Here is a 13,812-nt window from a genome sequence, read left to right on the forward strand (position 1 = left end):
CCCGTGTAGGCTGCACGCATGAGAAGAGCACTCTGGCTGGTTCTGGCGCTGCTGCCCGCAAACGCGTTCGCCGAGGACATGGTGATCTACCGCTGCACATTCAGCAGCAGCGACGTTCCTACCCTGCAGCGCACGCCCTGCCCCGAAGGCAGCACGCAGCAGATCCAGCGGGTACCGGAGCCATCAGCGACTCCGGCACCGCGCGTGGAGCCGCCCGCCGGCCAGGAAATGGAGCTCGCCCCGTCGTCAGCGCCGCCGCCGGCAGCGGCGGACACGCCGCGCGGGCTCGACCAGGCGCGCACCATCATGGAAGCGGGCATGGTTGAACCCGCTGGCGGCGGCGACGCCATTCTGGACAGCGCAGCGCTGCCGCTGCGGACGGACCCGGCAAGCCGCAGCGACACCGCGCCACGGGCACCGCTGCCGCCGATCTTCCAGTGCAGCAGCGAGGAAGGAAGCCGCTACCTGCACGAGTACGAGGCGGCGCCACCGCACTGCGTGCTGCTCGACGTACAGGGTCTTGGCGGTGTCACCCCGGCCAATGCCGCCAGCTGCGAAGTGGTACGCGACCGCTGCGAGGAGGTTCCCGAGATCCAGCGCTGCGGCATCTGGCAGCAGCGCCTGCGCGACGCCCGGGGGCGCGAGCGCTTCGCCGCGCCGGAGAACCTCGACGCCGCGCGCAGCGAGCGCGAGCGTCTGCAGGCCGTGCTCAAGGCCAGCGACTGCCCGGTACCGGGGTGAGGACCTGCCGGCGTGGCGCGGGCCCAACGCGGTGACGGTCAGAACCCGTAGCGCAGGAAACCGCCGTCCACGGCGATGCATTCGCCGGTGACATAACTCGCCGCCGGCAGGCACAGGAAGCCCACGGCCGCGGCGACTTCCTCCGGCTCACCGATGCGGCGCATCGGCGTGCGATCGATGACTTCCTCGTAGTAGTCAGGGTCGGACAACGGCCCGGAGGTGCGGCGCGTGCGGATGTACCACGGCGCCACCGCGTTCACGCGGATGCCATCCTCGGCCCATTCCACGGCCAGGTTGCGGGTCATCTGGTGCATCGCCGCCTTGCTCATGCCGTACACCACGCCACTGCGCACATGGGTCAGGCCGGAGACGCTGCCGACGTTGACGATGGCCGACGAGGCGTGACGTGCCAGCAGCGGATGCGCATAGCGCGACAGTTCAAACGCCGAGAACAGATTGGTCTCGAAGATGCCGCGCCACTCGTCCTCGGTATAGTCGATGGCGGCGCGGGTGATGTTGCCACCCGCATTGTTGACCAGCACGTGCAGGCCATCGGCATGGTCCTCGACCCAGTCCAGGATCTGCCGGCGATCCTCGTCGTCGGAGACGTCGGCGGCAAGCGCGCGCACCTGCTGGTCGGGATAGGCGTCGGCCAGCTCGTCGCGCGCGGTTTCCAGCGCGTCGATGTCGCGCCCGACAATCATCAGGTCGGCACCGAAGCCGGCCAGTTCACGCGCGATGGCCAGGCCGATGCCGGCGCTGGCGCCGGTGATCAGTGCGGTCTGCCCGTCCAGTCGCCACCGTTGCTGTGTCATGTGTCCTCCCGGGCTGCGCCCGCTGTGTTCCGATGCAGAAAGGATACGCGCTCACGGCACGCCCCTGCCGGCGGTGCCACACTGGCCGCACGCCCGTCGTGGAGAGCCGCCATGCGCATCCTGATCCTGTCCGTACTGCTGTCGGCGACTGTATTGCTGGCCGGCTGCCAACGCCCACCGGCACCGGACCCGGAACGGCCGCCGGAACCCCAAGCCCTGGCCCGTGCAGCGCAGCAACCGATCGATCGCGCGCGCGCCGTGCAGAAGACCGTCGATGATGGCGCCGAGCGCGAGCGCAGCGCGGAAGCCGACGCAGCGCGCTGATCGCCGCGATGGCGCCGTCAGCGGAGCGCCGCCAAACGAAAACGCCCGGCCAAGGGCCGGGCGTTTTCCGTCGATCCACGCTACGCGTGGCTGGCTGTGCTCAGAACCCGCAGAAGCAGTACGCCAGGGTCTTTACCGGAGCGCCGTTACCCTTCTCGCGCGCGGCGTTCTCGACGAAGCGCAGCTGGGTATCCACTTCCGGCATCGTGCGCGCCAGCATCATCCGCGCCACGCCCGAATCGGACAGCATCCAGGCACCAGTACGGCTGCCGGCAAACCCACTGACGAACTGCGCGAACGGGGTCGCGGCCTTTTCGATGTAACGCACGCGGAACTTGTCTTCGCCGCCCAGCTTGGCGCGGCTGGCGGCGTCGGCCACGGCGTCTTTCAGGCCACCGAAGGCATCGACCAGACCACGTTCCTTTGCCTGCGCGCCACTCCAGACACGGCCACGGGCCACCTCATCGATGGCCTCGACCGGCTTCTTGCGTGCTTCGGCGACACGTCCGGTGAAGTCGGCATAGCCCTTGTTGATGACCGTCTGGATGACCTGGCCCACCGCCGGATCCATCGGCCGGGTGACGTCGAACGCACCGGCGAAGCGCGTGGTGCCGACACCATCGGTATGCACGCCGATCTTGTCCAGCGCGCGGCTGAAGTTCGGGATCATGCCGAAGATGCCGATCGAACCGGTGATGGTCGAGGGATCGGCGTAGATGCGATCGGCATTCATGCTGATCCAGTAACCACCGGACGCGGCCAGGTCACCCATTGACACCACCACCGGCTTGCCGGCGGCCTGCAGGGCCACCACTTCACGGCGGATCTGCTCGGAGGCGAACACTTCGCCACCCGGCGAATTCACGCGCAGCACCACGGCCTTGACCTGCTCGTCGTCGCGCGCAGCGCGCAGCAGCGCCGACGTGGACTCACCACCGATGCGGCCGGCCGGCAGGTCACCGCCACTGATCTCGCCCGCGGCAACCACCACGGCCACCTGCGGGCGTGCATCCACTGGACTGCGGCGGGCGTCGAGCAGGGCCATGTAGCGACCGAAATCGACATTGCGGAAGCCGCCCTCAGCGTCTTCATCGGCCACGCCGCGTTCGATCATCAGGTCTTCGAACTCCTCGCGGGTCTTCAGCGCGGTCACCAGCTTCTGCTGCAGGGCGAACTTGGCCAGATCGCCACCGGCAGCCGCCACGCCTTCGGGCAGCGTATCGATACCGGCGGCCAGCTGCGCCGGATCCAGCCGGCGCGCCTTGGCGATGTCGCCCAGATAGCGCTGCCACACGTCGTTCATCCAGTACAGGTCGGCTTCCTTGGCTGCCGGCGAAGCGGCATCGAGCACATAGGGCTCGGCCGCGGACTTGTACTCGCCCACCTTGAACAGGTGCACGTCCACGCCCAGCTTGTCCTGCAGGCCGGAGCGGAAGTACTGGCGGTAGCGACCCAGACCCTCGAGCACCACCGATCCCATCGGATCCAGGTAGACCTCGTCGGCCTGCGCAGCCAGCAGGTACTGCGACTGGCCCATGCTTTCGCTGTAGGCCACCAGCTGCTTGCCGGACGCGCGCAGGCTCTGCAGCGCGGCGGCGACTTCACGCAGCGAAGCGAAACCGGAGGGCTGCAGCTTGTCCAGTTCCAGCACCACGCGTTCGATCTTCTTGTCGTCGCGCGCCGATTCGATCACCCGGACCAGGTCACGCAGCTGGACCTCTTCGGCGCTGTTGTCGCCCACGGCCTTGGCCAGCGCGCGGCTGACCGGATCGGCACTGAACTGCTCGACCAGGCGCCCTTCCGGCGCGATCACCAGGGTCGTGCGGTCCTGCAGCGATTTGCTGGCGCCGGCGCCCATGCCGGCAGCGATGACGAACACCACCAGCAGCAGGAACAGCAGGCCGAAGAACACCAGGTTGAGGATCAACCGGCGGGTGAAATTCATGACGTCCCACAGCCCGATGAAGAAACTGGCGACGGGATTGCGACGCGCCTGGGGCAGCGGGGGCACGGGTTGATTCATGGAGCGCTCCGGATGGCTTCTTGCCGTGGTAACAGCATAGCCGGTGCCGTGTGAGGCGGCATCGGACACAAGTCAGGGGATCGCCCGTCACGGGGTGACGGGCGGAGGGTCAGGACAGCGCGGACTGGCCGATGCGCTGGCTGCTGCGACGCAGGCGCCAGCCCATCAGGATGGCGGCGGCAGTGAGGCCGACGATCAGGCCGATCCACATGCCCTGCGGGCCCATGCCCAGCCCCAGGCCGAGCCCGGCGCCGAGCGGCATGCCCAGGCCCCAGTAGGCGAACATGGCGATGAACATCGGCACGCGGGTGTCCTTCAGGCCGCGCAGAGCTCCGGCCGACAGCACCTGGATGCCGTCCGGGAACTGGAAGGTGGCCGCGTACAGCAGCAGCGTGGAGGCCAGGCCGGCCACCGCCAGATCGTTGGTGTACACCCCGACGATGGCATCGTGGCCGAACAGCAGCACCAGTGCGGACAACGTCTGTGTACCCATGATGATCGCGTAGCCGGCCCAGGCTGCACGACGCACACCGAAGCCATCACCCCGCCCCACTGCATGACCCACGCGCACCGTGGTGGCCTCGGCCACGCCCATCGGGATCATGAAGCACAGCTGCGCCACGTTGATCGCGATCTGGTGGGCTGCCGCCTCGTTGGCGCCGAGGCGGCCGATCAGCAGCGCGGTGACGATGAACAACCCACCTTCCATCAGCACGGTGATGCCGATCGGCAGACCGGTGCGCAGCAGGTCCCAGATCGCCTTCCAGCGCGGCCACTCGAAGTGCGAGAACAGCTGCAGATGGGCGAATCGCCGGGTACGCCACAGATAGAGGGCAAATGCGCTTGCCTGCAACCACATCATCACCGCCGAGGCGATGCCCAGGCCCTCGGCACCCAGCTCCGGGAAGCCCAGCTTGCCGTTGGCCAGCACGTAGCCCATCGGCGCCAGCACCACCAGGCCGCCGAAGCCGATCAACATGGTCGGCAGCGTCCAGTGCATGCCCTCGCTGAGATAGCGCATGCAGAAGTACAGCGTCAGCGCCGGCCCGCCCCAGCGCACCGCATGCAGGAACGCTGTTGCGCCGGGCACGATGTCCGGCGCGATGCCGAAGGCGGGCAGCAGCGGCGGCACCACCGTGAGGAAGGTGAACATGATCAGGCCCAGGCCCAGCGCCAGCCACAACGCCTGCCGGAACAGCGGACCGATCTCGCGCTCGCGGCCGGCGCCGTGCAGCTGTGATACCGAGGCGGTCAGCGAGATCAGCGTGCCGATCGGAATCAGCATCGGCAGCCAGAGCAGGGCCGTGCCGATGGTCACGGCCGCCAGGGTTGAGGTGGCGTGATGACCGGCAATCACGTTGTCGACGAAGGAGATCAGGCCGGTGGAGACATGCCCGAGCACGAGCGGCAGGGCGAGCAGACCGGTGGCGCCGACTTCCTTGCTGAAGCGCGGCGTGGAGGTTGCGTTGGACATGGGATGCAGAACGCGAACTGCGGTTGCGCGCGAAGGGCACAGGCACCGGGTTGCGGGCCGTCATCTTACGCGCGCGGTGCGTTCATTCCCATGACATGGCGTGAACGCTGGGTTTGACCGCGCGCTTACTGGCCGGCCTGGCGCTTGAGCCAGGCGTCTCGTTCCGCAGCAGGTACGGCGAGGAACGCGCTGCGCACCGCATCGCGTTCTTGCGGCGGCGTGCGCTGGGCCACCAGCGCCAACTGCGCCAGCTGTGCCGGGCTGAGCTGGTGCAGCACGGCCAGTGCACTGTCGCGCTGCTGCGGTGGCAGGAAGCCGAACAGCCCATGCAGCTTGGGAAACTCCACGCCCAGTTGCGGCCCCAGCCGCCAGCCATCGCGGAACGCCTGGTCCTGTGCCTGGAATTGCGAGCGCAGGCGCTCCTGCTGTGCGGCCGGCAGTGCGGCGAACCGCGTGGCCGCCTGACGGATGCGTTCGCGCTCGCTTTCCGGCAGCGCGCGCCAAGCGGCGTAGTCGGCGCGGCGCTGCCGCTGCTGCTGCGCGTCGAGCTGGACGAACGCGGTGGGTGCCGCCGATGGCGGGACCGCGGGCGTGGCCGCCGGCGCGGGTGGCAGTGGAACATTCAGGGTCTGGGGCGTTGCGGACAGCGACAACGGGATGGCCAGCAGCAGGCTGGTGATCACGGACTTATTCATCGGCGGCGGCGGTTTCCAGCACTGCGCTGGCCGGCTCTGGCCGGCTCGGCTTGGTCTGCGACTCGTCCACCGGCAGCGGACCACCGGCGGCCGTCCAGGCATACAGATCGGCCTCGGCCAGCAACGGATAATCGCGGTCGGCCAGCATTGCTGCGTCATCGCTGGCCGGGGCGCTGTCCGCCTGCGGCGTGGCAGCGACCGTGCTCGGCGGCAGCGCCTCGACCGTGACCGGGCCGGCCTCGGCAACGACCCCCTCCGGCAGCGGCGCATCGCTCACCAGCGACCGACCGCTCCAATGGCGCCAGCCCAGAGCGGCTGCCAGCAGTACTGCCACCGTCAGCAGCAGGATCGCCGGCCCGCGCCAGCGCGGTCGGGCATCGGGGCGCCGGCGCCGGGGGCTGGCAGCGCTCCGTTCATCGCGCTGCGGTGCCCTCCAGCTGGACGTCGGCGCCTGCGGATTGCTGCTGGTGGCAGCTGCCGGCTGCTGCAGCTGCTGCAGGCGCTGCGCCGGCAGGTCGCGGATGCGCTGCTGCACCTGTTCGGCCAGGCCGCGCCAGGCAACGGCATCCGGCTGACCCTGGGCATCACGCGGGCAGGCATCGGCCAGCAGCTGCTGGTAGCCGGCCTCATCACGATCGAGTACCCGCGTGGCGATGTTCTCATCCAGGCTGCCGCCCACCCGCAGCAGCAGGGCCAGCCGTGGCAGCGGTGCCATGCCGCCCAGTGCGGCGAGTGCCGGCGGCCACTGGCCCGGGGCCGGCTCGCGCAGTGCCTGCCGCTGCCCCAGCAGGGTCCAGAAGCGGGTCGGCCACTGTGCCATCGGCAGATCGCTGGCAACGGCCGAGAAGGCGCGCATCACCGCCACCAGGGTCTGCTCGGCCCGGGCCGGGTCGCCGCATTGCAGCTCCGCCACTACCAGGGCACGGCGCTCTACGCCACGCAGAAACGCCGACAGCGCACCGGCCGCGGTCGAGGAAACAGGGGCGGGCACAGCGGTCATCGGTCACTCCAGAGGTCTGCCGGCATGATAGCGGCAGGCCATCGGCGCCCGGCAGGACTTGCGTCCGTGGGCACTTCATGCTGCAGGTTGTGCACAGCACCACGCTGGCGCCCGGCAAAACCGCGACATCTCGCTGAATTCACTCTGTTTCAGCAATGTTTCACACATAACATATTGATTTTAATACATTTTAAAGTATGGCGATTTTTTGACCAACCCAAGGGCGAGGCCGTCGCCATCGGCGTCCTGCGCAGCCGTTGACCGGTAACGCACAGTGTTATCCACAGAACGTGTGGATAAGACTGAATCTCCAATGGACACCGATATTTAGGTGACATTTATGATTCGGCGACGTCCCCCGTGTGGGCCTTCCGGGCGGCATGCGGGTGCACACGGCCCGTTACACTGCCCCGATGCTCGACCCGATTCCGACCCTGCAGGTCGCCCTGCCCGTCCCCCTGCCCCGCCTGTTCGACTATCTGTCGCCGCAGGGCGATGCCCCGGACGTGGCGGTCGGCTGCCGGGTGAAGGTGCCGTTCGGCAACCGCGAACTCATCGGCGTGGTGGCCGGCCACGGCCAGGCCGACGACGGCCAGGGCCTGCGTCAGGCGCTCGCGTGGTGCGACCCCGCGCCCCTGCTGCAGGGCGAACTGTGGCAGAGCCTGCAATGGCTGGCCCGATACACCCACGCGCCGCTGGGCGAAGTGCTGAGCACGGCCCTGCCGGGGCCGCTGCGGCACGGCGAAGCCCTGCCCGACACCCATCATTGGGGCTGGCAGCTGACCGCCGCAGGCCACGCGCAGCGCGGCACGCTGCGCGCAGGCAGCCGCCCGCGGCAGTTGGCGGAACTGCTGGCCGACGCCGTCGTGGACGAGGACGTGCTGGGGGCGCGCATGGAGGACTGGCGCAGCGCGGCGCGCAGTCTCGGCAAGCGCGCACTGGCCGAGCGCGTTGCACTGAGCGTGGCGCCACAGCACGCGCAACCGCTGCCCGGCCCGACCCTCAATCCGGACCAGTCCGAAGCCGTTGCCGCGATCAACGCCGCGGAGGGGTTCCAGCCCTTCCTGCTCGATGGGGTGACCGGCAGCGGCAAGACCGAGGTCTACCTGCAGGCGATCATCCACTGCCTGGCCCAAGGCCGGCAGGCGCTGGTGCTGGTGCCCGAAATCGGACTGACGCCGCAGACCCTGGCGCGTTTCCGCGGCCGCCTGGGCATCGCCGTGCATGCGCTGCATTCGGGATTGAACGACAACGAGCGCGCGCGCGTCTGGGCAGCCGCCTCGCGCGGCGAAGCGCGGGTGATCGTCGGCACCCGCTCGGCGGTGTTCACGCCGCTGCCGCAGGCCGGCCTGCTGATCGTGGACGAGGAACATGACGGCAGCTACAAGCAGCAGGACGGCATCCGCTACCACGCGCGCGATTTCGCCCTGGTGCGTGCCAAGGCGCTGGGGGTTCCGGTGCTGCTGGGCAGCGCGACACCGTCGCTGGAAACCCTGCACAACGCCTATGCCGGTCGTTACCTGCACCTGCGCCTGAAGCAGCGCGCCGGCGACGCGCGGCCGCCACGCGTGCGCATCCTGGATGTGCGCAAGCGTCCCCTGCAGGACGGTCTCTCGGCCGAAGTGCTGGCCGGCATCGGCGAGCACCTGCAGCGCGGCCAGCAGGTGCTGGTGTTCAAGAACCGGCGTGGTTACGCACCGGTACTGCTGTGCCATGACTGCGGCTGGACGGCGCCGTGCCAGCGCTGTGATGCGCCGATGACCGTGCATGGCGGCGGCCGTCGCCTGCAGTGCCATCACTGCGGTGCGCGGCAACCGGCGCCACTGGCCTGCCCCGCCTGCGGCAGCCTGGCCCTGCAGCCACAGGGAATCGGCACCGAGCGGCTGGAGGAGCACCTCACCGCCGCTTTCGCCGAGTACCCGGTGGTGCGCATCGACCGCGGCACCACCGCCCGTCGCGATGCGCTGGAACAGCAGCTGGCCAAGCTGGGGGACCAGGCCGGCATCCTGGTCGGCACGCAGATCCTGGCCAAGGGCCACGATCTGCCCAGACTCACGCTGGTGGTGGTGGTCGGCATCGACGAGGGCCTGTTCTCGGCCGATTTCCGCGCCAGCGAGAAACTCGCGCAGCAGTTGATCCAGGTCGCCGGCCGCGCCGGGCGCGCCCGCGATCCGGGCGAGGTGTGGCTGCAGACCCACCATCCGGGTCATCCCCTGCTGGAGACGCTGGTCAACGGCGGCTACCACCCGTTCGCGCAGGCCGAACTGAACCAGCGGCAGGCCGCCGGCTTCCCGCCATTCGCGCATCTGGCACTGATGCGTGCCGAAGCGCAGCAGGTGGAGCACGCCAACGCGTTCCTGCTGGCTGCACGGCGACTGCTGGGCGAACAGGCGCTGGTGGAAGCGTACGGACCGATGCCGGCACCGATGCCGCGCCGGGCCGGCTACCAGCGCACGCAGCTGCTGCTGTCATCGGCACAGCGCCCGCCTCTGCACGGCGTGCTGGCGCAGCTGGTACCGCAGCTGTATGCCTTGCCGGAAGCCCGCAAGGTGCGCTGGTCGCTGGATGTGGATCCGACGGATCTGTATTGAATGCAAGCGGAATCCGCCGGGCATGGCCCGGCGCCATCGTTACCGCGCGCGATTCCCGCTTACGTCAGCGGTGACATCACGCCGCGCTGGTAAGCGGGTCGCTCACGCAGGCGGGCGTACCACTCAGCCAGGTGGGGCAGGTCCGGACGCTGGATCGGCAGTTCATACCAGGCGTACACCAGTGAACCCAACGGGATGTCGCCCATCGCGAATGTCGCGCCCGACAGCCACGGCTGCGTGGCCAGCGTCGCGTCGGCCATCGCCAGGTAATCGGCGGCGCGGACGATGGCGGCATTGATGCGCGATTCGTCGCGGTCTGCCGGCGCCGTGCGCATGATGCCCCAGATCAGATCGCTGTACAGCGGCGCCATCCGCGAGGTGCTCCAGTCCATCCATTTCTCGGCCTGTGCGCGTTCCATTGGATCCTCCGCGTACAGCGTCCCCAGCGCGTAGCGCGCGCTCAGGTAGCGCACGATGGCGTTGGACTCCCACAGCGGCAGGCCCTGGTCCTCGATCACCGGCACCAGGCTGTTGGGGTTCATCGCCAGGTATTCCGGCGTCTGTGTGCCACCGTGGCTGCCGCCCACTTCGATGGACTCGTAGGGCAGGCCGATCTCTTCGGCACACCACAGCACCTTGCGGACGTTGCTGGAATTGCGACGGCCCCAGATCTTCAACATGCGGGTATTCCTTGCGGGCAATGCAAGCGGCAACGATACGCCTGATCGGTGTACATGTGGGCGTGCGGAATGATGCGCGGGGGCGTCGGCCGGGCATGGCCCGGCGCTACCGGTTCTTCTTCGGCAGCGCGCGCACGTAGGACGACTTGCCATCCTTCTTCAGTTCGAACAGACCGATCGCCGCCAGCAGATCACTCAGCTTTCCATAGCCGTAGTTGCGCGAATCGAACGAGGCCTGGTTGGCGATCTGGCTGCCCACCGGCCCCAGGTGCGACCAGCCGTCTTCGCCTTCCGCTGCGGACACGGCGCGGCGCAGCATCTTCACCAGACGTGTATCGCTGCGCATTTCCGCGCCGCTCTTGCGCGGGCGCACTTCCTCGCCGCTGCCCGTTTCACCGGTGGCCGGCTCGATGGCACCCGGCTCTGCCGTGCCCTGTTCCACTTCCGGCACGCTGGCATGGGCCTGGCCCAGTGCTTCCAGATAGGTGAATTTGGAACAGGCATTGACGAAGGGTTCCGGCGTCTTCTTTTCGCCGAAGCCATACACCTTCACCCCGTCGGTCAACAGGCGCATCACCATTGGAGTGAAATCAGCATCGCTGGAGACGATGGCGAAGCCGTCGAGGTTGCGCGCGTACAGCAGGTCCATCGCATCGATCACCATGGCCATGTCCGAGGCGTTCTTGCCCTTGCTGTAGGCGAACTGCTGGATGGGCCGGATCGCATACTCGTGCAGCACTGCCTCCCAGCCTTTCAGCCGTGGGCTCTTCCAGTTGCCGTAGGCACGGCGGACATTGGCCACGCCGTAGCGGGCCACCTCCGCCAGCACTTCGTCGATCTTCGATGCGGGCGCGTTGTCGGCGTCGATCAACAGGGCGATGCGCTTTTCCGGTTCGCTCATGGGCCTCTCGCTGGCGGTTGCCTGAATCCGAGTATCGCCGATCCGCGCGCACGCTGACGTGACAGGCCGCCGCCGTGCGAAGATGCCGGACGGTTCCCCATGCCCCCTGGAGTGAGTCGATGAGTCGTGAGCGCGTTCCCCACCTGGTCGTTGTCGGCGGCGGTTTTGCCGGCCTCTGGGCCACCCGTGCGCTGGCACGCGAACGCATCCGCATCACCCTGGTCGACCGCCGCAACCATCACCTGTTCCAGCCGCTGCTGTACCAGGTCGCCACTGCAGGCCTGTCAGCGCCGGACATCGCCGCACCGCTGCGCCACATCCTCGGCCACCAGCGCAACGTGGAAGTGCGGCTCGGTGAGGTCGTGGCCATCGACAGGCAGCTCCGCCAGGTGCGGCTGGCCGACGGCAGCACGCTGGACTACGACAGTCTGCTGCTGGCTACCGGCGCCACTCACGCCTACTTCGGCAACGACCAGTGGGCCGATGATGCGCCCGGCCTGAAGACCCTCGACGATGCCATTGCCCTGCGCCGCAAGCTGCTGCTGGCGTTCGAGCGCGCCGAAGCCGAACCGGACCCGGCCAGGAAGGCGGCATGGCTCAGCTTTGCCGTCGTCGGCGGCGGCCCGACCGGCGTCGAACTGGCGGGCACCCTGGCCGAGATTGCGCGCCATACGCTGCGCAATGAATTCCGCCACATCGATCCGGCCAGCGCCAAGGTGCGCCTGGTGGAAGCCGGTCCACGCGTGCTGTCCTCGTTCCCGGAAGTGCTCTCGCTGAAGGCGCGCCGGCAGCTGGAAAAGCTGGGTGTGGAAGTGCTGACCGGAACGCCGGTGAGCAACATCGACAGCCAGGGCTTCACGTTGGGTGACCAGTTCGTGCCGGCGCGCACCGTGGTGTGGGCGGCCGGCGTGGCCGCCTCGCCGCTGGCGCGCACGCTGGACGTGCCACTGGACCGTGCCGGGCGCGTGCAGGTGCAGCCGGACCTGACCCTGCCCGGGCATCCGGAACTGTTCGTGGCCGGCGATCTGGCCGCGGTGAACCAGGCCAACGGCAAGCCCGTGCCAGGCGTAGCGCCCGCCGCCAAGCAGATGGGCAAGTACGTGGCCGAGGTCATCCGTGCACGCCTGCACGGCAGGCCGGAGCCCGGGCCCTTCAAGTACGCGGACTACGGCAACCTGGCCACCATCGGCCGCATGGCCGCCATCGTGCACCTGGGGCGCCTGCAGCTGTCGGGCGTGCTGGCCTGGTGGTTCTGGCTGGCCGCGCACGTGTTCTTCCTGATCGGCTTCCGCAACCGCATCGTGGTGCTGCTGAACTGGGCGGTGGCGTATTGGAGCTACCAGCGCAGCGCACGCATCATCTTCGGCGATGACCAGGATGACCGCCGGCCGAAACGGTAGCGCAGGTCTGCAAGGGGTCAGATCCCTTTCCTGTGGGGATCTGACCCCACATGGTGTGAACCTACTGCTGCATCAGGCCCATTTCGTCAGCACTCACCTGCATATACATGAACGCAGCGGCCTCGTCGGACATTGACTGCCCCGGCGGAAAGCTGTCGAGCCACGCGGTGATACGCGCATGACGGTCTTTCAATGCATCGCCCATCGCTTGCTTCTCCGCGTCAGTGGCACGTTCCTGCATCTCGCTGCGCAGCAGGTCATCGCCGATGCCCCATTTTTCGGCGAGCGGAATCAGATCGACCAGTTCGGCCGGCACCAGATCGCGGCGTAAACGGGGCGTATTCGGCGCGGTCAGGCCACGCTGCGAGGCCAGCTCGGCGGCGGTACCGATCTGCCCGTGCTGAAGCGGCGACGGCGGTGCCGGTGTCTGCGTGCAGGCCTGCAGGGCCAAGCAGAGGGTCAACAGCAGCATCCAACGGACCTTCATCGGATCGATCCCTGTGTCGATGGTCGCAGCGATAATCGCATGGTCAGAGTTCCTGTCGTCGCATGTTGTGAATGTCCTGAACCTAGTGATGGCGGAGGGCCGGAGCCGAGCACGGCCCGTCTCTAAAGAATTCCCTCGGTCGGCGCCTGCAACCACGCCAGCTTGCGCTCGCGCGGCAGCCGTTTGAGCTGCCACTCGGCGCGCGAAGCCGCGGAGCGGTCCGGGTACTCACGCACGGCCAGGATGCGCAGCGGCGGGCGGGCCCGGGTGTAGCGCGCCCCCGTACCGGCGCGATGGGCGGCGAAACGCGCGTCCACGTCGGTGCTGATGCCAGCGTAGTAGCTGCCATCGTGGCATTCGAGCAGGTACAGGAACCACGGGCGGTGGGATGGGGACATGCCGGGATTATGCCGTGCTGCACCGCAGCGGATATACTGCGCGCGAATGCAGGAGAGAGGCGCCGCGCTGGCGCCCGCCGAAGGCGCAGGCTCCCATGATCGCTCAGGCCGGTGGGCTGGAATCCCACCAACCATGCATTCGACTCGCCGAGCTGGAGAGAGGTCACCGGGCATGCCCGGCACGATCCGCCGAAGGGGCACGCGGCCTACGCCGCTGAACTCTCAGGCAAAAGGACAGCGGGAGCGGCACCGGTCATCGTCATCCCGTCATTGCGCAGGCAAT

General features: G+C 68.4%; 13 protein-coding genes and 2 riboswitches. Of the genes, 4 read left to right on the forward strand and 9 right to left on the reverse strand.

Annotation, left to right across the window (positions count from 1 at the left end; translation table 11 throughout):
* Positions 1–18 precede the first annotated feature (18 nt).
* Positions 19–741: a hypothetical protein gene (locus N8888_RS16730; protein WP_263175962.1), complete on the forward strand. Its 723-nt coding sequence runs from the start codon at positions 19–21 to the stop codon at positions 739–741.
* Between the two features lie 38 nt (positions 742–779).
* Here the strand turns inward: N8888_RS16730 and N8888_RS16735 are convergent, their stop codons facing one another.
* Entirely contained in the window at positions 780–1,556 is a 777-nt protein-coding gene (locus tag N8888_RS16735; RefSeq protein WP_065181584.1) for an SDR family oxidoreductase, read from the reverse strand.
* Between the two features lie 111 nt (positions 1,557–1,667).
* Here N8888_RS16735 and N8888_RS16740 point away from each other — a divergent pair, with 111 nt between their 5' ends.
* Positions 1,668–1,880 carry a hypothetical protein gene (locus N8888_RS16740; protein ID WP_053515748.1) on the forward strand — a complete coding sequence of 71 codons (213 nt, stop codon included), beginning with the start codon at positions 1,668–1,670 and terminating at the stop codon, positions 1,878–1,880.
* A gap of 100 nt (positions 1,881–1,980) precedes the next feature.
* On the opposite strand, the gene sppA is transcribed toward N8888_RS16740, so the two are convergent.
* The 4 genes from sppA to N8888_RS16760 form a co-directional block, all read right to left on the reverse strand.
* A complete protein-coding gene (sppA, locus tag N8888_RS16745; protein WP_065174443.1) occupies positions 1,981–3,903 on the reverse strand; it encodes a signal peptide peptidase SppA in 1,923 nt (640 codons plus the stop codon).
* Between the two features lie 109 nt (positions 3,904–4,012).
* A complete protein-coding gene (locus tag N8888_RS16750; RefSeq protein WP_053515745.1) occupies positions 4,013–5,377 on the reverse strand; it encodes an MATE family efflux transporter in 1,365 nt (454 codons plus the stop codon).
* Between the two features lie 125 nt (positions 5,378–5,502).
* Positions 5,503–6,072 carry a DUF3106 domain-containing protein gene (locus N8888_RS16755; protein ID WP_053515743.1) on the reverse strand — a complete coding sequence of 190 codons (570 nt, stop codon included), beginning with the start codon at positions 6,070–6,072 and terminating at the stop codon, positions 5,503–5,505.
* Complete coding sequence (locus tag N8888_RS16760; protein ID WP_128987728.1) at positions 6,065–7,072, reverse strand: hypothetical protein; 1,008 nt, start codon at positions 7,070–7,072, stop codon at positions 6,065–6,067. Before N8888_RS16760 ends, N8888_RS16755 begins: the two co-directional genes overlap by 8 nt.
* A 413-nt stretch (positions 7,073–7,485) precedes the next feature.
* Here N8888_RS16760 and N8888_RS16765 point away from each other — a divergent pair, with 413 nt between their 5' ends.
* Entirely contained in the window at positions 7,486–9,663 is a 2,178-nt protein-coding gene (locus tag N8888_RS16765) for a primosomal protein N' (protein ID WP_065174441.1), read from the forward strand.
* 59 nt (positions 9,664–9,722) lie between these two features.
* Here the strand turns inward: N8888_RS16765 and N8888_RS16770 are convergent, their stop codons facing one another.
* Entirely contained in the window at positions 9,723–10,343 is a 621-nt protein-coding gene (locus tag N8888_RS16770) for a glutathione S-transferase family protein (protein WP_065174440.1), read from the reverse strand.
* 106 nt (positions 10,344–10,449) lie between these two features.
* Complete coding sequence (locus N8888_RS16775) at positions 10,450–11,244, reverse strand: NYN domain-containing protein (protein WP_053515735.1); 795 nt, start codon at positions 11,242–11,244, stop codon at positions 10,450–10,452.
* A gap of 119 nt (positions 11,245–11,363) precedes the next feature.
* On the opposite strand from N8888_RS16775, the gene N8888_RS16780 reads away from it, so the two are divergent.
* Complete coding sequence (locus tag N8888_RS16780; protein ID WP_065174438.1) at positions 11,364–12,644, forward strand: NAD(P)/FAD-dependent oxidoreductase; 1,281 nt, start codon at positions 11,364–11,366, stop codon at positions 12,642–12,644.
* Positions 12,645–12,705: 61 nt separating this feature from the next.
* Here N8888_RS16780 and N8888_RS16785 read toward each other — a convergent pair whose 3' ends face one another.
* Both N8888_RS16785 and N8888_RS16790 read right to left on the reverse strand, forming a co-directional pair.
* Positions 12,706–13,116, reverse strand: coding sequence for a hypothetical protein (locus N8888_RS16785; RefSeq protein ID WP_263175968.1), 411 nt, complete (start codon positions 13,114–13,116; stop codon positions 12,706–12,708).
* A 137-nt stretch (positions 13,117–13,253) separates the two neighbouring features.
* Entirely contained in the window at positions 13,254–13,529 is a 276-nt protein-coding gene (locus N8888_RS16790) for a GIY-YIG nuclease family protein (protein ID WP_263175970.1), read from the reverse strand.
* Positions 13,530–13,568: 39 nt separating this feature from the next.
* Positions 13,569–13,658: riboswitch (glycine riboswitch) on the forward strand.
* A gap of 13 nt (positions 13,659–13,671) precedes the next feature.
* Positions 13,672–13,777, forward strand: a riboswitch (glycine riboswitch).
* The last annotated feature ends 35 nt before the right edge of the window (positions 13,778–13,812 follow it).

It is taken from the genome of Stenotrophomonas maltophilia, from assembly GCF_025642255.1.
Taxonomy (GTDB): domain Bacteria; phylum Pseudomonadota; class Gammaproteobacteria; order Xanthomonadales; family Xanthomonadaceae; genus Stenotrophomonas; species Stenotrophomonas maltophilia_P.

What these genes read in the sequence shown, in the direction of transcription:
- N8888_RS16770 (WP_065174440.1), bottom strand. Translation starts at nt 10,343, where the DNA reads ATGTTGAAGATCTGGGGCCGTCGCAATTCCAGCAACGTCCGCAAGGTG.
- sppA (WP_065174443.1), bottom strand. Translation starts at nt 3,903, where the DNA reads ATGAATCAACCCGTGCCCCCGCTGCCCCAGGCGCGTCGCAATCCCGTC.
- N8888_RS16735 (WP_065181584.1), bottom strand. Translation starts at nt 1,556, where the DNA reads ATGACACAGCAACGGTGGCGACTGGACGGGCAGACCGCACTGATCACC.
- N8888_RS16765 (WP_065174441.1), top strand. Translation starts at nt 7,486, where the DNA reads ATGCTCGACCCGATTCCGACCCTGCAGGTCGCCCTGCCCGTCCCCCTG.
- N8888_RS16740 (WP_053515748.1), top strand. Translation starts at nt 1,668, where the DNA reads ATGCGCATCCTGATCCTGTCCGTACTGCTGTCGGCGACTGTATTGCTG.
- N8888_RS16730 (WP_263175962.1), top strand. Translation starts at nt 19, where the DNA reads ATGAGAAGAGCACTCTGGCTGGTTCTGGCGCTGCTGCCCGCAAACGCG.
- N8888_RS16755 (WP_053515743.1), bottom strand. Translation starts at nt 6,072, where the DNA reads ATGAATAAGTCCGTGATCACCAGCCTGCTGCTGGCCATCCCGTTGTCG.
- N8888_RS16785 (WP_263175968.1), bottom strand. Translation starts at nt 13,116, where the DNA reads ATGCTGCTGTTGACCCTCTGCTTGGCCCTGCAGGCCTGCACGCAGACA.
- N8888_RS16775 (WP_053515735.1), bottom strand. Translation starts at nt 11,244, where the DNA reads ATGAGCGAACCGGAAAAGCGCATCGCCCTGTTGATCGACGCCGACAAC.
- N8888_RS16790 (WP_263175970.1), bottom strand. Translation starts at nt 13,529, where the DNA reads ATGTCCCCATCCCACCGCCCGTGGTTCCTGTACCTGCTCGAATGCCAC.
- N8888_RS16750 (WP_053515745.1), bottom strand. Translation starts at nt 5,377, where the DNA reads ATGTCCAACGCAACCTCCACGCCGCGCTTCAGCAAGGAAGTCGGCGCC.
- N8888_RS16780 (WP_065174438.1), top strand. Translation starts at nt 11,364, where the DNA reads ATGAGTCGTGAGCGCGTTCCCCACCTGGTCGTTGTCGGCGGCGGTTTT.
- N8888_RS16760 (WP_128987728.1), bottom strand. Translation starts at nt 7,072, where the DNA reads ATGACCGCTGTGCCCGCCCCTGTTTCCTCGACCGCGGCCGGTGCGCTG.